This is a genomic window from Pseudomonas cremoris, assembly GCF_014230465.1.
Genome location: NZ_JAAXCY010000022.1, coordinates 1 through 21,511, shown reverse-complemented (window position 1 = coordinate 21,511; position 21,511 = coordinate 1). Strand labels below are relative to the sequence as shown.

Annotated in this window: 23 protein-coding genes, 2 pseudogenes and 1 riboswitch; of the genes and pseudogenes, 16 read left to right on the top strand and 9 right to left on the bottom strand. The window is 54.1% G+C overall.

The genetic code is table 11. From position 1 onward, the window contains the following. The first annotated feature begins 103 nt into the window (after window positions 1-103). On the top strand, window positions 104-1,300 hold the full coding sequence (locus HF257_RS33405) for a hypothetical protein (RefSeq protein ID WP_020190343.1): 1,197 nt from the start codon (window positions 104-106) through the stop codon (window positions 1,298-1,300). A gap of 52 nt (window positions 1,301-1,352) precedes the next feature. Here HF257_RS33405 and HF257_RS32655 read toward each other — a convergent pair whose 3' ends face one another. Continuing rightward, entirely contained in the window at window positions 1,353-1,829 is a 477-nt protein-coding gene (locus HF257_RS32655; protein WP_042561611.1) for a helix-turn-helix domain-containing protein, read from the bottom strand. A 177-nt stretch (window positions 1,830-2,006) separates the two neighbouring features. Here HF257_RS32655 and HF257_RS32650 point away from each other — a divergent pair, with 177 nt between their 5' ends. The 5 genes from HF257_RS32650 to HF257_RS33740 all read left to right on the top strand — a co-directional run bounded on the left by HF257_RS32650 (window position 2,007) and on the right by HF257_RS33740 (window position 4,837). Beyond that, window positions 2,007-2,741, top strand: a complete 735-nt coding sequence (locus HF257_RS32650) for a metallophosphoesterase (RefSeq protein WP_020192030.1) — start codon at window positions 2,007-2,009, stop codon at window positions 2,739-2,741. Between the two features lie 75 nt (window positions 2,742-2,816). Beyond that, window positions 2,817-3,134, top strand: a complete 318-nt coding sequence (locus tag HF257_RS32645) for a hypothetical protein (protein WP_020192029.1) — start codon at window positions 2,817-2,819, stop codon at window positions 3,132-3,134. Window positions 3,135-3,232: 98 nt separating this feature from the next. Beyond that, window positions 3,233-3,730 (top strand): hypothetical protein, encoded by a 498-nt coding sequence (locus HF257_RS32640; RefSeq protein WP_185712151.1) that lies wholly within the window; start codon window positions 3,233-3,235, stop codon window positions 3,728-3,730. 77 nt (window positions 3,731-3,807) lie between these two features. Further along, on the top strand, window positions 3,808-4,437 hold the full coding sequence (locus HF257_RS32635) for an HAD family hydrolase (protein WP_020192027.1): 630 nt from the start codon (window positions 3,808-3,810) through the stop codon (window positions 4,435-4,437). 133 nt (window positions 4,438-4,570) lie between these two features. After that, window positions 4,571-4,837, top strand: coding sequence for an antitoxin Xre/MbcA/ParS toxin-binding domain-containing protein (locus tag HF257_RS33740; protein ID WP_080574935.1), 267 nt, complete (start codon window positions 4,571-4,573; stop codon window positions 4,835-4,837). A 419-nt stretch (window positions 4,838-5,256) separates the two neighbouring features. Here HF257_RS33740 and HF257_RS32625 read toward each other — a convergent pair whose 3' ends face one another. The 3 genes from HF257_RS32625 to HF257_RS32615 form a co-directional block, all read right to left on the bottom strand. Next, window positions 5,257-5,562, bottom strand: a complete 306-nt coding sequence (locus tag HF257_RS32625; protein ID WP_020192026.1) for a PadR family transcriptional regulator — start codon at window positions 5,560-5,562, stop codon at window positions 5,257-5,259. A 10-nt stretch (window positions 5,563-5,572) separates the two neighbouring features. Beyond that, the gene (chrA, locus tag HF257_RS32620) at window positions 5,573-6,778 is read right to left on the bottom strand and encodes a chromate efflux transporter (protein ID WP_020192025.1); all 1,206 of its coding nucleotides are present in this window, start codon (window positions 6,776-6,778) and stop codon (window positions 5,573-5,575) included. Window positions 6,779-6,990: 212 nt separating this feature from the next. After that, entirely contained in the window at window positions 6,991-7,356 is a 366-nt protein-coding gene (locus HF257_RS32615) for a GNAT family N-acetyltransferase (protein WP_020192024.1), read from the bottom strand. Window positions 7,357-7,496: 140 nt separating this feature from the next. Between HF257_RS32615 and HF257_RS32610 the strand changes: the two genes are divergently transcribed. The 8 genes and pseudogenes from HF257_RS32610 to HF257_RS32575 all read left to right on the top strand — a co-directional run bounded on the left by HF257_RS32610 (window position 7,497) and on the right by HF257_RS32575 (window position 11,660). After that, window positions 7,497-7,919: an arsenate reductase ArsC gene (locus tag HF257_RS32610; protein ID WP_020192023.1), complete on the top strand. Its 423-nt coding sequence runs from the start codon at window positions 7,497-7,499 to the stop codon at window positions 7,917-7,919. Beyond that, a complete protein-coding gene (locus tag HF257_RS32605; RefSeq protein ID WP_020192022.1) occupies window positions 7,916-8,272 on the top strand; it encodes a metalloregulator ArsR/SmtB family transcription factor in 357 nt (118 codons plus the stop codon). The genes HF257_RS32610 and HF257_RS32605 overlap by 4 nt, the downstream gene beginning before the upstream one ends. 25 nt (window positions 8,273-8,297) lie before the next feature. Beyond that, complete coding sequence (locus HF257_RS32600; RefSeq protein ID WP_020192021.1) at window positions 8,298-9,581, top strand: arsenic transporter; 1,284 nt, start codon at window positions 8,298-8,300, stop codon at window positions 9,579-9,581. A 16-nt stretch (window positions 9,582-9,597) separates the two neighbouring features. Then, window positions 9,598-10,068: an arsenate reductase ArsC gene (locus HF257_RS32595; protein ID WP_020192020.1), complete on the top strand. Its 471-nt coding sequence runs from the start codon at window positions 9,598-9,600 to the stop codon at window positions 10,066-10,068. A gap of 47 nt (window positions 10,069-10,115) precedes the next feature. Continuing rightward, window positions 10,116-10,829 (top strand): arsenical resistance protein ArsH, encoded by a 714-nt coding sequence (arsH, locus tag HF257_RS32590; RefSeq protein ID WP_020192019.1) that lies wholly within the window; start codon window positions 10,116-10,118, stop codon window positions 10,827-10,829. Between the two features lie 20 nt (window positions 10,830-10,849). Beyond that, window positions 10,850-10,942: pseudogene (locus HF257_RS32585) on the top strand (arsenate reductase); the annotation flags it as partial. Beyond that, a pseudogene (locus tag HF257_RS32580) lies at window positions 10,939-11,034 on the top strand (universal stress protein); the annotation flags it as partial. The pseudogenes HF257_RS32585 and HF257_RS32580, both read left to right, overlap by 4 nt. A 92-nt stretch (window positions 11,035-11,126) precedes the next feature. Beyond that, window positions 11,127-11,660, top strand: coding sequence for an NUDIX hydrolase (locus tag HF257_RS32575; RefSeq protein ID WP_020192018.1), 534 nt, complete (start codon window positions 11,127-11,129; stop codon window positions 11,658-11,660). Between the two features lie 112 nt (window positions 11,661-11,772). Here the strand turns inward: HF257_RS32575 and nhaA are convergent, their stop codons facing one another. From nhaA to HF257_RS32545, 5 genes are all read right to left on the bottom strand, one after another. Next, window positions 11,773-12,975: a Na+/H+ antiporter NhaA gene (gene nhaA / locus HF257_RS32570; protein WP_029615511.1), complete on the bottom strand. Its 1,203-nt coding sequence runs from the start codon at window positions 12,973-12,975 to the stop codon at window positions 11,773-11,775. Window positions 12,976-13,285: 310 nt separating this feature from the next. Further along, window positions 13,286-13,816: an inorganic diphosphatase gene (ppa, locus tag HF257_RS32565; protein ID WP_042561608.1), complete on the bottom strand. Its 531-nt coding sequence runs from the start codon at window positions 13,814-13,816 to the stop codon at window positions 13,286-13,288. A gap of 2 nt (window positions 13,817-13,818) precedes the next feature. Further along, window positions 13,819-14,172: a DUF190 domain-containing protein gene (locus tag HF257_RS32560; RefSeq protein WP_020191805.1), complete on the bottom strand. Its 354-nt coding sequence runs from the start codon at window positions 14,170-14,172 to the stop codon at window positions 13,819-13,821. A 10-nt stretch (window positions 14,173-14,182) separates the two neighbouring features. Next, entirely contained in the window at window positions 14,183-14,566 is a 384-nt protein-coding gene (gene crcB / locus HF257_RS32555; protein WP_017337059.1) for a fluoride efflux transporter CrcB, read from the bottom strand. 138 nt (window positions 14,567-14,704) lie between these two features. Then, window positions 14,705-14,766, bottom strand: a riboswitch (Fluoride riboswitch). A gap of 1,004 nt (window positions 14,767-15,770) precedes the next feature. Then, on the bottom strand, window positions 15,771-16,115 hold the full coding sequence (locus tag HF257_RS32545; RefSeq protein WP_020189848.1) for an antitoxin Xre/MbcA/ParS toxin-binding domain-containing protein: 345 nt from the start codon (window positions 16,113-16,115) through the stop codon (window positions 15,771-15,773). Window positions 16,116-16,639: 524 nt separating this feature from the next. On the opposite strand from HF257_RS32545, the gene HF257_RS32540 reads away from it, so the two are divergent. Both HF257_RS32540 and HF257_RS32535 read left to right on the top strand, forming a co-directional pair. Next, window positions 16,640-17,353, top strand: coding sequence for a hypothetical protein (locus HF257_RS32540; protein WP_020189849.1), 714 nt, complete (start codon window positions 16,640-16,642; stop codon window positions 17,351-17,353). A 184-nt stretch (window positions 17,354-17,537) separates the two neighbouring features. Further along, the gene (locus HF257_RS32535; protein ID WP_020189850.1) at window positions 17,538-20,765 is read left to right on the top strand and encodes a hypothetical protein; all 3,228 of its coding nucleotides are present in this window, start codon (window positions 17,538-17,540) and stop codon (window positions 20,763-20,765) included. Window positions 20,766-21,511: the final 746 nt, after the last annotated feature.

The window sequence follows — 21,511 nt, the reverse complement described above, 5'->3', positions numbered from 1 at the left end:
GTTGGCCAGGATGGGAATTTTGAATGGTAAGCATAGGCCTCGCCTCATCGCTTTAGGCTTCGGGTTTTGCAGGACGCAATCAGGCAACCGCCAAGGAGTTCAAATGTACCTCACGATCATGAAGCCACAAGCGCTTCAGCAAATCGCTGTCTTAGCCCGTGGATTATGGATCGTTGAAGGCCCTGAAGGCTTCGTGCTGGTAATCAAGGCAGGGAAAGAGCTGATCTTGGCCGCTCAGCAAAGGCGTGAATTGAAGCTTTACCTTGCGCCATACAAGGCAGGCGAAACGACGGGGCTTACGCTTCTCACAGCCTGCTTTGATGACCCACAAAGTCCGCTATTGATCAAAACCCCACTCATCCCTGGTGACCCTCTCACAGAGGCACTGCAGAGCTTCCCTGACGAATTCAGTGTGTGCTTTTTCGACGAGCACAACCGCGAGCTGTTCAGTTGTAAGGCCCAGGCGAAGCTTGGTCAGCTCCGCAAGGAGCTCGGTACACTCAGCCCCATTGGAGCAGATCACTGGCCCAAGATGTATGAGCAGGCGGAAAGATGGTTCAGCCTCACGACCTATGAGGACGACGCTCGTGCCACAACGGTGTTCCTGCAGGAAGATCTGTTCCCCTCGGACTATTTGATCACCGACCTGACCCGCCAGGACTTTCGAGGCTCCCAAGGCTTCTCCAATACGCAGTTAGAGCGCACTGAGCCGGGCACGTTTCAGGAGTTGGACATCATCTATCTTCTCCAGCGCGCATACACCTCCGAGCGGATCATCCATGGCCCCTTGAAGGTTTCCGATGGCGAGGAGCTGGCTGACGTAGTGGTGATGGGCGATGAAGTGACTTTGCTGCTGCAGGCGAAGGACAGTCCCAATACGCCAGCAATGATGAACACAACGCTTGAGAGAAAGCGAAAGAAGGCCATAAGTCAGTTGAAGAACGGCCTGCAGCAACTACGTGGCGCCATCTCAACGATCAGGCGAGAAGGCAATCCAGCCTTAGCGCTTGTGGACGGCACGCCCTTGGACATTGATCTTGCTGCACGCCCCCTGGTGGGAGTTGTCGTGGTCAGAGAGCTTTTTATCGACAACTACGATGAATACAGCGCCATGATTTTGAAATTCATGGATGAGGTCGGAATTCGCGTCCTAGCCTTCGATTACAACGAGTTCGAGGTCATGACCCGCCACTGCCCTTCGGAAGATGCACTGCTGTCAGCGTTCTTGCAGATTTCCAAATGCGCTGAGGAAAGGCGTATCTATCCCCGGCTGCGCTTCACGGATCTGCCGCCGCGCTAAATCGAATTGGAAAAGTGGAGAGCTTCTCTGCTCTCACCCCACAACTCCCTTTCTAGCCAGGCAGTTCTTTGAGCCAGTAACGCCTGACAGTCGCTTCAGGCAACCCCAGCGCTCGACCCACCTCCGCCTTCGACATGCCACTGGCCTTGAGCTCTAGTACTGCCCGGATTCGATCTGGGCTGCTGGGTTTGCCTCGCGTGCGCTTCACCAGCCCTTCACCAGCGTCCCAATGCCTCTTCAGGCCCTGCAACCCTCCCTGGGCTACGAAGCCTTCCAAGTCCTTTGAAGCCTTCGCCATGACATCGATAGGTGATGACCCATCCTGGAGGGCCTGACATAGCGCGACGAGAGCCACGAGGTCGAAATCCAGGGTGCGCGCGATCTTGCTCAGCTTGACCAAAGAGACCTGCGTTTTCCCTTGCTCCAATCGTGACAGATTGGCTTGGGAACTGATCTCGGCAAGCTCCTCCTGAGCTGATCCTCTCAGGTCGCGCAGAGCTCGGACTATTGCTGCTATCTCGTTCTGCATGCTGAGCGCTCAAAACGAAGAATAGGGCCACAGCGCCATGCGTCGATAAATATCGAAAGCTAGCAATAATGGCGATCATCGTTTATCGTGGGCCTACTGATGGCAGCTTCGCCGCGTCCGAGCGACCGGGCCAGGGAATGATCAATTTATTAGAAAGTCGACGTCAGCAGGCTTGGGATGAAGCTTCATATACTGTCTGATCTGCATTGTGAGTTCGCCGATTTCGTCCCCCCTGTGGTGGACTGTGACGTGGTCGTATTAGCCGGTGACATCCACGTGAAGTCCAGGGGGGCCATGTGGGCCAGCCTGACCTTCAGCACGCCTGTCATATATGCCATGGGCAATCATGAGCACTACAGCGGGAATATAGATCGAACCCACAGCAAGCTGCTTGACGCTGCTGAGGCGCACGTCCACGTATTGGAAAATCAGGTTTTAGAACACCGTGACGTGCAGTTTCTCTGCGCTACGGGTTGGACGAGCCTGGCCGCGACCGGAGACCCAGTAGCTGCTTCTTGGTGCGCTCGTAACTCACTGAATGACTTTCGCGCAATCCGTGTCGGTGAACAGTATCGGCGTTTGCGCCCTGATGATCTGATCGCGAGAAATCGAGAGACGAAGGAGTGGTTGGAGGGCCAGCTATCGCTGCCATTCAACGGTAAGCGTGTAGTTGTGACTCACTATCCGCCCCTTATGAAGTTCGTGAGTGACCAAGGAGCCGATCCTCACTTGCGAGCAGCCTATGGAAACAATTGGGATGGCCTGATGGATTTCAAGATCGATCTATGGATCTTTGGCCATACCCACGAAGCTGTGGATGAGGTGGTTAATGGCGTTCGGTTTGTGAGTAATCCTCGTGGTTATCCCACCGAAGAAACTGGCTTTCGGCCAGACCTAGTTGTCAGTGTATGAAGACTGATTGGGCTGCCGTCGTTTAGCTTTTTCAGTAAGTGAGTAGGTTTCAAATTCGAACGTGATGGAGAATCCATGAGTTGTCTGAATTCCCAGGACTGGATGGTTGAGGGCGTAATACGACTGCCCAGTCTGGTGTCAGCTAAGTTGGCGATCGCGCAGGCCCATGATTGGGGTGCACTAGTGGACGCGTACCTGGTAGATGCAGCTGAAGTTGGCGATCGTTTCGTTGCGTATGTGTATGGCGATCTTTCAGGGCAACTGGCTGATGGGATGACAATTGTCACACCCCCTAGTGAGGTGATAGCGGAGGTCGAAGGCATGGCGTTATTGCGGACAGTGTCAGGCAACGATCATTACGTCATGGTCAGCCGATTGCCTGCCGCCGCTTGATTGCCCCCGCGTTGTCGAGGCCGCTGTCTCAGCCTGCTTAATTAGGCCCCGCCGTCATCTAATCCATTAATAGTTAATGTGTGTTTAAGGGAGGAAGCATGTCCGAGTTAAAGAAACTGACATTGACTGTTAAGAACTATGATGCTCAAGGGAGCGGTGATCTAGACGCTCTCTATCGACGTGTTAGATACGAAGATGAGCACGGCGCTACTCTCTATTTCAAAGAGGTTGTGATGCTGAAGTACCTTGTGAAGCATGGTGCTTTGGCGACTGATGTTCCGCGAACTTGGTACTATAAGCATGCCTCAAAGAAATCGGTAATTGTTGTCGCTTTTGAGAAGGCTGGTGGGAAAGTTGAGTGCGACTTGGATGATCTGCGAATTATTGCAAGGTCGACTTTGGTAAAGGGTGTGGTTATTTCGCTAGCAGCGGTTCCAGCTGGGATTATTGCTGCAACGGCAACCTTTGGAGTTGGGCTTGTCATTATTCCTATGTTTTTGTGGTATGGGTACAGGAACGTCTTCAAGCTTCCGAAAATGCTGGGTCGAAAAACGCTGGTGGATGATTTTTCAAAATTTGGCGTTACTCTTCGATAGCTTAGTTTTTTGGTTGTTGAACTTGATTCTCGTTAGAGTGGCTGTCTTGCGGACGGTGACCAGCGAAGGAAACTCAGATGAAGACCAATGCCGTTATCTTTGACGCCTTCGGAACGCTGGTCGAGATTCAGCAGCCGACACATCCGTTTCGACAGTTGCTTCGAGAGGGGCGACGCCAAGGCCGCTTGCCTCGCGCTGATGACATTCGAGCGATCATGACCCGTTGCCTTTCCCTAAGCGAGGCTGCGCTGTACTTTGGTATCAAAATCTCGCCCTCCCAGCTTGCATTTCTCGACCAATGCCTGGAGGAGGAACTGGCAAGCATTCGGCCTTATCCAGACGCGGTTGAGGCCGTTGGGCTACTGCAAGCTGCAGGGCTGAGACTGGCTGTGTGTTCAAACCTGGCCATGCCTTACGGCCCCGTAGTGGAAAGGATTTTCCCGCACCTTGGGGCCTATGGTTTCAGCTATCGCATTGGTGTTATGAAACCGCAAGCGACCATCTACCAGCACATCTGCGATCTACTTGATGTTCGGCCAGGAAATGAGCTCAGTAGTCAGAGGCGGATTGTCATGATTGGCGACTCAGAAAGGTGTGATCGGGATGGGCCTGGCCAGGTTGGTATCAAGGGTTATCTGTTGCGCAGGAATGGAGGCGGGGCTTCCAATCTTTCCCATTTTGCACAATCAGTGCTGAGTGATAGGTAGCTGGGAGCAGATCTTCAATTCGATGGAAGCGTTGCGTCTGAGCTAAAGGGCCGCGCCACGAGGTGGCCCTGTCGGGATGCCCCCTGCACAGAGTACGAGCGGCGACCAGACCAGTATCACCAGAGGGTGAAGCATGAATGAGCTTAGGATTGTCGGGCGATGCGTTCGCTCCCCGATCGGCTGCTGGAGTGCTAGGCATCGCTGTTTTGAAACGCGTTACGAGCAGGTCTTCTCAATCGCACTTGAAGTGTTTGGAAGCCGAAAGAAGGCGGAGCGATGGCTCGTAAGATCTGTAGTAGGTGTAGGCCGTCAGGCACCCTGCAGGGTGCTGTGCACACCTATGGGACTCACAATTATCCATGACGAGATTATACGGCTTGACCACGGCATACGAGCCTAATGCCATCTAGCCTGTCGTTGCGTTCTATCGAGTGAGGGCCGCCGCACCAGAGACTGTGCGATTCGTGGTCTTGTGTGCTGAGCTTCACTGCCACATTTTTCCGATCTGGCTTTTCAGACTATCGGGTGGGCAGACTATAAGCCATTGACGAATGGTAACGCCTTGCACATGTAGCAAGCCGAGCCAGGGCAAAGCCCCCTGAACTGCTCCGTCTGTGAGATCAGATGCGTAATTGCATGGACTTGACCACCTGTTGCACTCGACTTGACCAGTTGTTTGCATCGAATTTGACCGGCGCACGGGTACGCCTTGACGGGCAGAAGTCGGCCAAAAGCGTACGTAGCTAATAGGCCACTGCTTTCGGTCAGTGTGCGGTCATGAAAGCAAGTAGCTGGTCGCAGGCACTCCGGTTAAGACCATCAGCGTCCTTCGATTAACTCGCCGAACAACTCCCTAACCTTCACCTTGGCATCTGCCAGCGCGGCTCGGCCTTCATCGGTAATCTCATACATGCGTCGCTCGCGGCGCCCAGTGCGTTCATGGTGCGAGCACAGATAACCCTTCTTCTCCAAACCGTGCAGCATCGGATACAGCGTGCCCGCGCTGAGCTTGTAACCGTGGTGGCTCAGCTCCTCGATGACGGCCAGCCCGAAGATGGGAGCCTCGGCAGCGTGGTGCAGGATATGCAGGCGGATCAACCCGCCGTAGAGGTCTTTGTCGGTCACTCGATGTATCTCACAGTGCAATGCTCAACAGCCCGCCCAGGACACCGCTGCCCAGCACGACCATCCACGGCGGCAGCTTCCAGAACATCAACGCCACCAGTGCCACGAGGGCCAGGCCAAAGTCTTGCGGGCCATGAATCGCACTCGTCCATACCGGCTGGTAGAGAGCAGCAAGCAGCAGGCCGACCACGGCCGCATTGATGCCCAGCAGTGCTGCCTGCGTACGCAGGTTACGGCGCAGGTGCTCCCAGAATGGCAAGGCCCCCACCACCAGCAGGAAAGACGGCGCAAAGATCGCCAGCAGGCAAATCAGCCCGCCAAGCCAGCCAGTTGGTGCTTGGTTCATCGAGGCACCGAGAAATGCTGCAAAGGTGAATAGAGGCCCCGGCACGGCCTGCGCCGCACCATAGCCCGCGAGGAATGCTTCGTTGTCGACCCAGCCTGTTGGTACGACCTCAGCTTGCAACAGCGGCAGCACCACATGCCCGCCACCGAATACCAGCGAGCCGGCGCGGTAGAAGGCATCCATCATCGCCAGTGTCTGGCTCGGGAACACAGCTGTCAGCAACGGCAGCCCAAGCAGCAGGGCAAAGAACAGGGCCAGCCAGAACAAGCCAACGCGACGCCGCACGCTGATCGGTAGTGGATCATGGGCCTCGCCCTGCTGTGGTTTGAATAGCAGCAGGCCGACGATGGCTGCAAGGATGATGACACTCACTTGCCCCCAGGCAGAGGGTACGAGCAGCACGAAGCAGGTCGCCGCTGCCATGATGGAAATACGCGGCGCATCGGGACAAAGATTGCGCGCCATGCCCCAGACAGCCTGGGCGACCACCGCCACGGCCACCACCTTCAGACCGTGCAGCACGCCAGCAGGCATGGCATCACCATAACTGGCGATGCCGAGTGCGAAGAGGATCAAGGCGATTGCGGAGGGCAAGGTGAATCCCATCCACGCGGCTAGTGCCCCGGCGTAGCCGGATCGAGACAACCCGAGCGCAATCCCGACCTGGCTACTGGCTGGCCCCGGTAAGAACTGGCAAAGGGCGACAAGATCCGCATAGCTGCGCTCGCTCAACCATTGTCGACGCACCACGAACTCATCGCGGAAATAGCCCAGGTGTGCGATTGGGCCGCCGAAGGAGGTGAACCCCAAGCGGAGGAAGATCAAAAAAACAGCCCAAGGGCTACGGTCAGTCTTGGTGATTTTAGTCATGGTCAATACCTGATCTCTGACAAGGCTGGATGAAATTATCGATATACGATAGCGTAAATCGATAATTGAGGTCGACCATCATGGAACTCGTTCTGATCGGCTTACGCCGTGCTTCAAGTGGTCAGATCCAATGCAATTGGCTGGTCAAGTCCGATGCAAACAGGTGGTCAAGTGCAATGCAAACGATTGGTCAAGTGAGGTGCAATTCCCAATCAGAGGCGGCTCAGAGTCTCGCTGGTTAGTGCGTATCCCTGCTGTTCAAAAAAGCCTGATGCAATTGTTGTCAGCAAATGAAATCGAGCGTTTCCCTGCTTCGCAGCTATTGCTTCAACGACTCGAAGCATTTCAGCTCCAACCCCTGTCGATCTGTATGCCGGCTCCACGACCAGGGAACGCAGCAATCCATCTGCCCCATGCGTTTCAAACCCTCCCCACCCAACAGTCTCACCATCCCGCGTGAATTCGAAAAAGGTTCGGTTCGGAAGATCCACATCGTCTGATGGAAGGTCAGCAGACTCCAAGGCGTCGCGAAAGCGCTGCCATTGCCCTCCGGCTATTTGCATTGTCTGGATCATCATCTCCGTCTCCACCCTGTCATTCCCTATGCCTTGCTTTGCATGACCGCTATGGCTCAAGCCTGAGCAGCGGTCATCATATTCGCTTTACCGAATATCTGCCAAAGCGTATATTCGATTTTCCATATGCATCGAGTCCAGTCATGACCCCTGCTATCAAAGTTCTTTTCGTGTGCGTTGCCAACTCAGTCCGCTCCCAGCTTGCAGAGGCGTTACTGCGGCACACCGACCCGCGCTTCGAGGCCTTCAGCGCAGGATCCCAACCGTCTGAGATTGATCCGCGCACGATTCAGGCATTGGAGGCAGTTGGAGTCGATACAGCGGGCCTGCGAAGCAAGTCCATCAGCGAGTTTCAAGCTGATCGATTCGATTACGTCATCACTCTTTGCGATAAGTCCGCCAGCGAGTGCCTATCAATGCCCAGTGCAGGTGAAGTCATTGCCTGGGATTTTTCTGACCCAGTAACGAGCGATGATCCCGGCGCATTTCGCCACACGCTCCACGACATCCATGAGCGCATCAAGCTCTTCGTTTTGGTCAAGACCAAACACCTGGAGGATCTATGACAGAACCCATGAACCCCACCACGTTATTCAAGTGCTTGGCGGATGACACCCGAGCCAAAATTTCCCTGCTTGTCGTGAGCGAAGGCGAGCTGTGTGTCTGCGAGCTGACGGCGGCACTCGACCTGAGCCAGCCGAAGATTTCTCGTCATTTGGCCCTGCTGCGTTCTGCTGGTTTGTTGATGGATCGTCGGCAAGGTCAGTGGGTGTACTACCGCCTGAACCCCGACTTGCCTGCGTGGGTAACTGCGGTTTTGAAAGAAGTCGTAGACGCCAATCAGCATTGGCTGGAAACCGAGGCTAAACGCCTGTGCGGTATGAACGACCGCCCTATCAATCAGGGCGTGTGCAGCTGATTCACGCCCCAACCGGATTACTGAAATGCTGATTGCCGTATTGATCTTTATCGCCACTATCGTGCTCGTCATCTGGCAACCCAAGGGGCTCGGGGTAGGTTGGAGCGCGACGTTGGGTGCCATCGTGGCGCTGCTGGCAGGCGTCGTTACCCTGGCTGACATACCAGAGGTTTGGCGCATTGTCTGGAATGCCACCGGGACGTTTATCGCAGTCATCATCATTAGCCTGCTGCTTGATGAAGCAGGCTTTTTCAAGTGGGCTGCGTTGCATGTAGCGCGGTGGGGTGCTGGAAGCACTCGTAAGTTGTTTGCGTTCATCGTCTTGCTGGGCGCAGCTGTGTCGGCACTGTTCGCCAATGACGGAGCAGCGTTAATCCTCACACCCATTGTGATCGCGATGTTGCTGGCGTTGCGTTTTTCTCCTGCTGCTACGTTGGCATTCGTCATGGCAGCCGGTTTTATCGCCGATACGGCGAGCTTACCGCTGGTGGTTTCCAACCTGGTCAACATCGTTTCTGCCGACTACTTCGATATCGGCTTCAACGAATATGCTTCGATCATGGTGCCGGTAAACATCGTCAGCGTGGCAGCGACATTAGCCATGCTGCTGTGGTTTTTCCGCAAAGATTTACCAAAGACCTATGACCTCGACCAACTGGACAACCCGGACGAGGCAATTCACGACCGCGCCACTTTCGTAGCCGGCTGGTGGGTGCTGGCACTACTCCTGATCGGATTCTTTGTCATTGAGCCGCTGGGTGTGCCAATCAGCGCCATTGCTACGGTCTGCGCATTCGTCCTCTATGTCATCGCGGCTCGTGGTCATGCCATCAACACAAGCAAGGTGCTCAAGGAGGCTCCATGGCAAGTGGTGATTTTTTCCCTGGGTATGTATCTGGTCGTTTATGGCCTTAAGAACGCGGGCCTGACTGATCACATCGCCCAGATTCTGAACGTATTCGCCGGTTATGGCGTCTGGGGGGCATCCCTGGGTACTGGGATGCTAACGGCATTGCTGTCGTCGATCATGAACAACATGCCCACGGTTCTGGTGGGTGCCTTATCCATTCATGCCGCCGAAGTGGATGGCGTCGTTCAGCAAGCGATGGTGTACGCCAACATCATTGGCTGCGACCTAGGCCCGAAGATCACCCCAATTGGCAGTTTGGCCACGCTGTTGTGGCTACATGTGCTGGCCAAGAAGGACATCAAGATCAGTTGGGGTTACTACTTCAAGACTGGGATCGTGCTGACCTTGCCTATCCTCGTCGCCACCTTGTCTGCCCTGGCATTGCGCCTCAGTTTCTGAATCAAGGAATCTTCTGATGAAAGTCTTGTTCATGTGCACCCACAACAGCTGCCGCAGCATCCTGTCCGAGGCGCTGTTCAATCACCTGGCGCCTGAAGGCGTAGAAGCGGTCAGCTCGGGGAGCTTTCCCAGTGGCCGGGTGAATCAAAGGGCACTGCAGACGCTTGAGGCGGCGGGTATCTCTACGGCGGGCTTAAGCAGCAAGGCTTCGGATGCTTTTGAAGGCTCGCCTCCAGACATCGTGATCACTGTCTGTGACCGGGCTGCAGGTGAGGCATGCCCAATCTTCTTTGGGCCAGCTTTGAAGGCGCATTGGGGGCTGGCTGACCCGTCTGAGGCTAGCGGGTCGGAAGCCGAGATCACCGCTGCGTTTGAAGCCACACTCGTGAAAATTCACGAGCGCGTGAGCGCATTTCTTGCGCTTCCACTGAAGACCATAAGCGCTGAACAGTTGAAAGCTGAACTGAGTCGCATCGGTTCACTTTAGAGATCAACCGAGGCGGTGCCCAACCTGGCGTCGCCGTAGGAGTTTATATGCAAGACACATTGCCGAACGTCCACGCCGACCTGATCGACATTCCTTCGTTGGAGCAACTGGCACCTCGTACGCCTTCGCTTCATAAGCCTCGAATTCTGCTTTTGTACGGATCGACGCGAGAGCGCTCTTTCAGCCGGCTGGTGACTCAGGAAGCAGCGCGCTTGTTGGAAGAGTTTGGCGCCGAAACCAAGATCTTTGACCCGTCAGGTCTCCCGCTGCCGGATGACGCTCCCGATACACATCCCAAGGTCGCTGAGCTGCGCGAGCTGATGCAATGGTCTGAGGGGCAGGTGTGGTGCTCCCCTGAGCGTCACGGCTCCATGAGTGCGGTATTCAAAGCCCAAATTGACTGGGTTCCGCTGGCGATGGGCGCTGTACGACCTACCCAAGGCAAAACCCTTGCTGTGATGCAGGTCTGTGGTGGTTCTCAATCCTTCAACGTGGTTAACCAACTACGGGTACTTGGCCGATGGATGCGGATGTTTACCATCCCTAACCAGTCTTCCGTGGCCAAGGCGTTCACCGAGTTCGATGAAGCAGGCCGTATGAAGCCGTCCTCGTACTACGACCGACTGGTGGACGTGATGGAGGAGTTGATGAAATTCACCCTGCTGTTGCGGGATCGCCAGGATTATCTGGTTGATCGGTACTCCGAGCGTAAAGAGTCCGCCGAAGACCTGTCCAAGCGCGTCAACCAGCGCTCCATCTAACGTCAGCACGAGGAAGCGATATGAGCCAGATCACGATCTACCACAACCCCGAATGCGGCACCTCTCGCAACACCTTGGAATTGATCCGCAATAGCGGGGAAGAACCGACAGTTACGGGCACTCACGCATCAGGCAATTTCTGGTAGGCAGCACGACCACGACGATGCTGCGAACATCCACTTTTCCCGTATTGCTGCTTCGCTGAGCCAGTGCCACTGGCCACAGTATTTCCAGAACTGCGGAAATGCCGTGGCCACCCTGGGCGATGACTAACTGATCTTGCCGTAACGAGAGCACATGCAACTCATAACTGAAATTGTTCACCCCGAGCTCACATCAAAGCAGGGCAGAGTATTCCGTCGACATGCAGCACGCGGCATCGTGATGCGGCATGAGCAGATCCTGTTGCTGTTTACCGAGCGCTATAACGACTTCAGCTTTCCTGGCGGCGGCCTTGACGGTGACGAGGACATTGTCACAGGCTTGAAGCGTGAGCTTGAGGAAGAGACTGGCGCCCGTGAAATACAGGTGCTCCAGCACTACGGTTACATTGAGGAGTACCGGCCCTACTGGAAGCCACAGTACGATCTGATGCACATGACCTCGCATTTTTATCAATGCGAAGTAGCGCCCCAGCTAGAGCCCGTGAGAATGGAAAGCCACGAAATCGCGAATGGTATGCGGCCTGTCTGGATCAACCTGCATGAGGCCATAACGCATAATGAAGCCGTGATGCAGCGTCAGGAGTCATCGATGGGGCAGTCAATTCAGCGCGAAACGTTCATGCTGAAAAAAGTTGTGTCCGAGTTGATGCCGCCAATCAGCCTTTGATGGGCTATCTCAGCAGCTTGTGGCGTAAAGCACGATGACCTCACTTCGCGAGACGATGTTCCAGCCACAGGATTTCTGTCAGGGAGAAACTCCGTGGCCGGCTCGCTTACGCTTATTTAGAGACCGTGGCGGCGACAATGGCGGGCCCAGCGCTGCGTCGCAAAATCAGGACTCCACCGATTGCAGCTAAGGTCGAACCGATCAACACACCGACTTTTACTTCGTCGATCAGGTGAGCTGATCCAGCAAACGCCAGGTTTCCGATGAACAGGCTCATGGTGAAGCCGATGCCACACAAGAGCGCAACGCCGTAAAGCTGTGCCCAATTGCTGCCTTCCGGCAGTTTGGCCAAGCCCATACGAATGGCCAGAGCAGCTAATAGGAAAATGCCAACTTGCTTGCCCACCAACAGACCGAGCGCTACACCCAGCGGAACCGGATCGACTAGGTTTTCCATCGAAATACCGGCCAATGAAACACCCGCATTGGCGAAGCCAAAAATCGGCACCACAGCGAACGCTACCCACATATGCAGCTTTTCTTCTAGGAACAGCAGTGGAGACCGGGCTTCTTCTTCAGGCTTACCCATTGGAACACACAGCGCTACAGCGACACCTGCAAGGGTGGCGTGCACTCCCGATTGCAGCACGAAGAACCACAGCACACCACCTACCAGCAGATACGGGAACAATCGTCTGACGCCCAATCGATTCATTGCGATCAGAATGGCCAGGGTTGCGAGCGATGCCAGCAACATCGGCATGGAAAGACCAGAGGTGTAGAAAAAGGCAATGATGACTACAGCACCCAGGTCGTCAATGATCGCCAAGGCGGCGAGGAAGACCTTCAGCGACGTAGGGACTCGCTTCCCCAGCAACGACAAGACGCCCAAGGCGAATGCGATGTCGGTAGCGGCTGGGATAGCCCACCCCTTCAAAGTCTCAGAATTACCCCAGTTGATTGCGATGTAGATCAGCGCAGGCACAACCATGCCACCTAAAGCACCAAACCCCGGCAGGGCGCGCTGGCCCCAAGTGGAAAGCCCACCTGCCAGAACCTCTCTTTTGATCTCTAGGCCGACCATCAGGAAGAAGATGGCCATGAGGCCATCATTGACCCAATGCTCCACAGACATGCCCAACCAGACACTGTGCAAGGCGGCAAAATAACCTTGCGAGAGAGGCGAGTTCGCCACGATTAGGGCCGCGAGTGCTGCGCCCATCAGTACAAGACCGCCAGCGGATTCCGACGATAGGAAGCGAGCCAGAATCGCGGCTGCTCTAGGGGTTTCTGCGGGAGCTCTACTATGAGTCATCAGTGTCCTTGCGCTTTGATCCAAAGCGATTATTTTAACATCCGAGGTTTACCAGCACGGCAGGGCACATAGCCTGTAACGATTTACACCGAGCCTTAATCAGCCGTCAGTGTGTTCCCCGGCACGGGCTCGCTCATGAAACGCAGGAGCGCGCTCCAAGCACATAGCCTCACTAGGCGAGCGAGCATCGATCCTTCTTTACAGGTGTGTGGCTCCTCGGATATTTGATGATTGAAGCAACTGAGGCCCAGCATAAATGCACGCACCTCAGCGCGATCCTACGACAGTGGCATTTGAATCTGGAGTAAGCCTATTTGGGGATATACGCCGCTACCGACTTGCGAATCTCTTCCCGCGCCTCATCCGCGCTCCCCCAACGCCCCATCTTCACCCACTTACCCGGCTCCAATGCTTTGTAGTTTTCGAAGAAGTGCTGGATCTGTGCGAGGAGTAACGCAGGTAGGTCTGAGCACTCATTCACGTCGGTGTACAATGAGCTAAGTTTCTCGTGAGGCACTGCGATCACCTTGGCATCCGCTCCGGCTTCGTCAGTCATGTACATCACACCAACCGGGCGACTACGGATGACAACACCAGGTGAGACGGGATAAGGGCAAACCACCAGGACGTCCAGCGGATCACCATCGTCGCTCAGCGTGTTCGGGATAAATCCGTAGTTGGCTGGATAGAACATCGGTGTGCTGAGGAAGCGGTCGACAAAGATCTGCCCACTTGGCTTGTCCACCTCGTACTTGATCGGCGAGTGGTTTGCAGGAATCTCTATAACGGTGAAGAAGTCATCGGGGATGGCGTTGCCAGCTGGGATGTCCGCGTAGCTCATGTTCATAGCTCCGAAGTTGTGGAGGGTGTTGAGCTGGAGGGCATTTTTCCAAGGGTGCCCATCTCGACTGGCGTCTTCGTGAAAAACACCGATATTTCCTCAGAGTCCAATCGTTTGAACAATCGTTCTGCCTCATCTTCCGTGATGGCCAAGCGAATCTCCGTGGGTTGATCCGCCAGCTCAAAAAAGTGCGATGAATGCAGTTTTCCTGTGTGCCCAAACCCTTCGATTCCGGTGCAGAGCGTGGCGCCTCGCAACCCCATTTCTTTAGCCACGTCGACGATCCATTCGCCTAGCATCTTTCCCTGATAACGACGGTTTTGTTGGGTGAAGAAAACGACCATATAGCCTTTCATTTCTATCTCCTCAGCGAGTACCAATCATTTGGTAGGACAGAAGCCCCGCAGCGGTCATCGCTAACGAGCCTGCAACGTGCAACGAAATTGAGCCAAGCGCCCAGACCAGTCTGCCTTCCTGAATCAAGGCAACCGTTTCGGCTGAAAATGTAGAGAAGGTGGTAAGCCCACCACAGAAACCCGTGATGATCAGGAGACGCCACTCTGGGCTGAGGGTAGGAGAAGCGGCCAAGAAGGCGATGGCCAGGCCGATGATGTAGCCCCCAACCATGTTCGCGACCACAGTACCTGGGGGAATCGTAGGAAACAGAGCATTCAGTTTCATGCCCAATATCCAGCGCAACCAGGCTCCAAGTGAAGCGCCAACGGCGATGACCATTAAAGACTTCAGCATGGCGAGCCCACCTCATCAGACCTGAGTGGACTAACTGGTAAGCGGCTCGCGCCGAAAGAAAAAGGAAACTCGGAGGATAAGATCATAGCCTGTCCTAAAATGGAGGACAGGGAGACGCACCTACGCACCCTGTCCAGGGTTCACGTAGGCATCATCAGCACGAAGGCGGTTAAAGGAGGAATGCCATCTCCTGATCTGATCCTATAGCATCAGCGCCAATGGTATCAATAGGCATCAAGAGCAGCTGCATGCAAGCGATCTGAAGGCCCTTTTGGCTAGGCAAGATGTTTGATTGTTGGCGCTGATTGAAAACTGACCCATCCTGCCGATTGAAAATTGACCCAGGGAGGATTGCTGATTTTTGTCCCAGCAATTGTGGATAGGAAGGTGAGTTGGCCGGACGGTTACAAATGATCGACATGGCCAATGTATCTGCTACTGGACGCGGTTGTAGGCGATCAAAATTCGCATTTGGTGAATCGAAACTCATAAATGTTAGCGTTTTCGCCTGTTTTAAAGCATTTTTTATAGGTTTTCGAGGATTTTTGAGTGAAAACTCAGATTGACAAATAGGCAATTTATTTACCGTTCGTCGGCAATGTCCATTTTATTTTCACCCCCCCCTCTTGAAAATTTTTAAGCGAGACGGAGTTCTTATATTTGAGAGCAAGATAAAAGCGGCAGTGGCCCAGGCACCGCTTTTCTCACAGGATCCCACTGGCTTTTACGTCTGATATTTACGGCTTCTAGATCACACGGTTTGAGGGTCTGGTGTGAAGCTGAGGTTGGAGTGGGTGGGCCGGGGGCCAAGGAGAAATCGCTTTCCTTTGCAGCCGCAGGCTGCTGCTTACGCTTTGACGTCAAACCAATAGGGCTTTTTTGCTGGGATCAGTCCGTCTGAAATTACACCCGTGTCAGACAACAGGCGTCTGCAAGCGTGTGTCGCCGTGACTTTCCGAGCGCAAGGCGAGTAACCTGACTTACCCTCCGACAATCGACCTGTAAACCATATTTTTACACTGTAAACCCTTGCCATTTACACGTAAAAAAATTGGTTTACAGGTTTCAGAGATGGCCTGGCTAGTACTGGCCTCCAGGACGCTCAGGTAGGCTGGCCTAGGAGGCAGCGAGAAGCTCGCATCTTTCACATCCCGGAGTTCTCAATTAGCGATTAGAAATGGCTGATCAGCTCTTACAAGATTCCTCACGCGCCGAAGCCATGCTCCAGTCGCCCAATGAGCGACAACGCTTCTTCGAGGGGAACATCTATCGGACGTTGTAGGCCCAGTGCTGGCATTGGTTTCGAAAGCCACTCAATAGCGGTCGATTTAGCGCCGAACAACCTAATCGCCGCATCCAGCAGTTGATGATCTAAGGCCTCCTTCGCCTCCATGGGGTTCATGGCATCCTTGATCGCAATTGCAAGCGTTTCCATTGCTTCGCTTAGGCGAGCGTCTTCTCGAAAGTCCCCGCAGTTTGGCCGGTGCTCACTGCAGTGGCGCAAAAGCGCTTCTGCGTCGTTGGTGTTTAAATCAAGTTCGATCAGCATTCAGATTCCTTACAGAGGTAGTGCAGCCTTACGGGAATGTTGGATGAAGGTGGCCGCGAGTTTCTACGTGGGTTTCTGCAGTCGAAGCAAGGCCTGCACCGGTTGCAGATACGGTGACCAGGGCCCGTGGATCCCACTCGGTCGAACGCCAGAGCCTGCTAGCCGCAAAGCTGGCATGGCATTATGATGGCTAGCTTTGCCGCCACCATTTGTTCTTGGGCGTTATACACGCGCCTTCAGGCCTACGTTGCTCTGAGATGTGTGCTCTACCAGGCCCGTCCGACCTCTCACGAAATCAAGTTTTGAGCTCGACTGCTGGTGCTCCGCTGCCCTACGTCCGGCGTGAAGAAAGCTGCGCCAGTCATACTCATCTACCTGCACGGCGTATGGCGCGAGCTACTGGCGACCTTTTCAAAAATGGGCTTCGCCACGTCCTTCAGTCATGCTATATGGTGCCATCCTGCCGGCAGGGTCGGCCTGGATAAGGCGGTAGCAAGGCCCATTACACAAGGATAGTTTTGGTCATGACCTACATTAACCTGCCCAGTAATCAGCAAGCTGCAATCAGCGACGTCGACGAGACGGTGCTTCGGGCAGCAGTGCGCAAGTGCCTGGATGAAGAGCGCATGGGGCCGATTCATGGCCTTGGGCTTAGTGATTGTGGCCCTTACGTGGGTGCCAAGCTTAATGCGTTTCAACAAGCGATCGCCGAGTACAGCAAGGCCAGGGCCCATGCCAAGCGCGAACGCACTCGGCAAGATGCGCTGTATGCCGGCAATGACCTCATTCACGCTTTGCAGCAGATGAAAGGGCGGCTCGAAACTGAGCGTAAAGAGGGTGAGTTGTTCTTTATTGATGATCAGATTAGGCCGCCTTTCCATCTCAGTAAGCGACTATCGGTGCAAGTGTCGTTTCGCTGGCGAGAGTCGCCGTCTGCGGACTGGAAGCACGGGCATCTGACATTCGTCTACGACTTCTCTCCTCAGCCCAGCTACACCTTGCCAGTGCCCAAGCGCAAACCCAGCGCCGCTCAGGTAGAGAGCGAACTTGAAGACAGTCGGTACCGAGAATGGGAGCGTTTGAAGGCCCAGGCGCTCTTTTCTATGAGAGAGTTCTTCCGCGATGGCGGCGATGGGGATGCTGTACCAGAAGTGTTCGCGGTGAGGCCTAGTCCCTACGGCGGTGGCTTGAATAACTTCAGCTGCAATTTCTGGCAGTCCGAAAGGCCGGCCCCATAAATTTGGCAAGCCATCAGATTCGAGCCGGTGGCTGATACAAACGATCGCCCGCCCGCCATGTCTGCGTGGGCGCCCCGCAGCGTCGTGAACCAAAGACCAACACGATGACGTCGAGCCTTTATTGACCCAGGGCCAAGTGTCGGTGGTGGCCGGGCGATGCCATTGGTCATTTCAGGAGTGGATGATGGAAAAGGAACAATCGGCTAGCAAGATCGCTGGCCCTAAGCCGCAAGACTTCCTGCGAGCGAGGCGTCCGGAACAGTTCTCAGATTCTGTGAAGTTACAAGAGTCGACCATCGACCGCTCCATGCTGGAGTACCATTTTGAGACTCTGAATAATCGAAGCCAAGAGCTTGAGTTCGAGATCTTCGTACGGAAACTGTGCGAACGGGAAATTTGTCCGAACCTGGTTGCTCAGACTGGCCCGACTGCGGGTGGAGACGGAAAAACCGATACCGAGACCTACCCTGTTTCCAGCCAGATCGCCTTTTTCTGGGGGCTAAACGAGACCCCGGAGTCCGAGCGATGGGCATTCGGTGTCAGCACCCAGAAAGATTGGAGGGCAAAATGCAGGAAGGACGTCGAGAGCGTCATGTCGACAGGGCGTGGCTACGTCCAGATCTTCTGTGTCACCAGCCGTTTCATCAAGAACAGCTCCAGAGCGGAGCTGCAAGACGAGCTTTCCAAAAAGTATGACGTCAAGGTCACTATCCTTGATCGAACCTGGCTGCTTGATAAAACGCTACAACCCAAGAATCAGCATCTTGCCATCGATTACTTAGGTCTCACAGGCAATATTGAGAGCAAGATTCAGATTGGCCCGTTCGATGCTGACAAGCAAATCCAGCTAACTGCGATCGAGCGCCAGATCGAGCAGATCGAAGACCCTGGTCATTTGACGCTCTCTCAGGTCGATCTCTACACCAAGCGCGCCATCATCTACAAAGAGCTGGAACGGGATGCGGTTGCCGTCGAGCATCAGTTCAATATCGCTGTGCGGACGGCGAAAAAGTTTGGTACCCAGAGGCAGCATTTCGATGCCCTTTACCAACTGACCTGGGCCGCGTACTGGTGGCTGGAAAATGCGGAACTCTTTGAGGAAACGTTTGAGAAAGCACTCGGCGTGGCTCAAGAGACCGAAAACGTGGAGGTGTGGGAGAAAGTCGTAACGTTGTTCAATTTGATGGTCACTAGTCATCGAGACGGTAAGTGCACGCTCGATGTGGACTCCCTAGAAACCACTATTAGAGAGAGATTGAACTCGATAGCCGCTAACGCGGATATGGTCAGCGGGGCATTGCAAGCCAAGACCTCTTTGGCGCTTCTAGATCTGCTGATTGCGGAAAATGAGGAGCAAGCCAACAACACCTTCCGGTCTTTGAGCGAAATCGCTGATAGTGCTCATAAGCTGATTGGCTACCCTATGGCTCGTTTCGTCAATTTGCTCGAAGCACTCGATGTGGCCTTCGGAGATCTCAAGGCCTACGAAGATCTCATGGATAAGCTCATTGATGATGCCGGTGCGCGGGAAAACAGCCGGATTAAGGCAGATAAGTACCTGAGGCGAGGAGCGCTGAGTAGCGATAAAAAGGACTACTACAGGGCGATCAAGTGCTTCGGATTATCCCTGTATGGGCTGTATAGCAGTGAAAGCAAGGCAGAAGTCTTCGCTGCCCTGTATATGTTGTCGCATGCATACGACAAGCAGGGCCTGCTTTGGGCTGCGCGAGGAGCAGCGTTGATGGCAGCCTACGTGGTAACCACTGACGCACTGAAGGAACAGCGAAGCAGTGCTAAGCAAGCTGCTATTTACCAACGACTCATGTGGATTGAAGGTCAGCTAGGTCGCGTGGGCCAGTCTTTGACCTGGTATCACTTAGCTCAACTGATCTCTCAAACGCTGGATGAAAGTCCGTGGACAGAAAATCAGAAAATGAATTATGAGGTTCTGATTGGTAAGCTATTTCTCAACGCCAATTTTACAGACGTTGAAAGAATCGCCTGGCTGCCGGACAAATTGAATCAACTGGATCTAGGGCTCAGTGCAGATGCGCTATTAGTTTGCTTAGGTCATGAAGATAAAGCGGGGCCTGAGGATGAGCCAATTGATCTTAACTTTATGAACATGTGGCGCAGTATTGATATGGGAGCCCCGGTGGCCCCACTCGACCTGTATCTGGATCGCTGGACGACCATAAGCTCATATATCCTCGGTTGTAAGGTGTCTGTGTCTTTTCCGGTGAAATCTCCATGCATTGAGTTAGCGCAGCAATTGCTGGCTGTACTGGAGAGCTTCTGCGCACCGATGATGGCAGACCATGCAGCGGCTACAGTGCCCGCCGTGAATATTGATGTCCTGCTGGAAGATGAGGACGACTTCATACTGCGGCACAGCTTCGACACCGCTGCGCAGGTAACCTCTGCAGAAATCCTCTGCTCGCCTTTCAGCATCGCCAATTTGACCGATGAACAACGAGGCACGATCCGGCAATTTTACAGTGAATTCTGCCTTCACTTTGTGTCCACCATCTGTCCTCAAATTGGCTGGTCGAAATTCGAAGAGATGCTTCGAGACGACAAAGCCCTGGAACGAGCAGTCGTCTTCAACTGCAATATTGGATTGGACAGCTATTTCATGGGGCGTGATGCCGTCCCTGGCATCGGGTCTCATCAGGAAGCTACCCTTGAATTGCACAAGCCAACACGGCGTGTGACTTGGTTTGAGCACCACAATATAGAGCCCATGGATTGGCGGCCTAAGTCTGATGTGCCTGAAGAGCGTCCAAAACATCCGTTTCAGTTTTCAACAATGAAGCATCGAGAGCTAAAAGTTGTTTCTCTCATCCAAGAGAGCCTGTGGAATCAAGCCGGCTGGAAGGGGCTGGGCTTTCAAACATGCGAAGGCGAAATTCCAGTGTTGATGTTCGGCTTCGAGAATGCCGCTGTTGGGCATAAGATATTCGAAAATATCGCGAAAACCATCGGGGATAAAGATCCCAATAATGCACTGCGCATCGCATTGATACGAGGCATTAGCAGGCAGAACCCAGCGCATTATCGCGTGGCCGTCACAAGTAATCTTGATCGTTCTGATGATGGGTCTTCGAGGATCCAAACGGCACTCTCTAGGCTTCATACTATGACCCCGAACTCTTCTGAGAATATTGAAAGATTTTTGAAAGATTACGAAGTGCACAAGAAGTGTCATATTGCTACGGTGAACACGAAAGGGAAGCTTGTTAGCCATCTAATAACTTCTGGCGTAATTGTCATTCATGCCTGGGAGATCGATGAAAACGACCAGGAGATTTCGGCAATTCAGCCTGAGGACGATATCTTTGTGCCGGCAGGCGTGGAAAACGCTCCAATCAGCCGTGCGCTGGCGAAGATTCGTTCATTTGAGACCCGGTAAAGGTTGGTCACACTTTGAGTGTGGGGCGGGGTGTCTTCTAGGGCGACGACGTATTTGGCTGCCCCTCCAATCTCTAATTGGGGCCTAGCCAAGCGTGAAACCAGCGCAGGTAAGACTAGGGGCGTTCAGCAGGAAGGGCTGCCCCGCTACCGAGATATCCTACGTCGATGGGTGCGGCAGCGACCTAGTCGAGCCACGTCTACCCGGCCAACCTAGCGCTGCAGAGACCTGGGCGACTACCATGCATTTTTGGAAGCTGCCAGGCCAAAAACCCTCACTAGGGATAGACACCCAACTCACACGTTGTGTACTATGAGGGTGTAGGCGCTTGGGCTTAATCGTCAGCAGGTTAAGAGCACCACTGAAGATCCAAGGGCAATGAAGTACGTGAAAAGGCCACCCCTAAAGGGTGGCCTTTTCCTTTCTCAGCTATCAAGAAAAGCCAAGGCTACCGCTGCGTCAGCGCTGACGCGTGAAGCTCCACTCTTTTGGCTTCAAACCACCGCCTGCAGTGCATTTCTCCCTGCCGCCCCATTCTCGGTTCAAGCACCCAGATTCGATCCTGGCGGTTGTTCTGTGTGCGGTTGTTCTGGGGGGGGCGGTGAGTAAGCAGGACGGCCGTATGCGTCCGGCCAAGTCATCTACCCGTCCTCGCAAAGGCAAGACATGGTGTGCACTTAATTTAAGTGGGCACCAGTTCTATCCTTTTAAGCGGGTATTTCATGCAGCAAACACGCCGTTCCTAT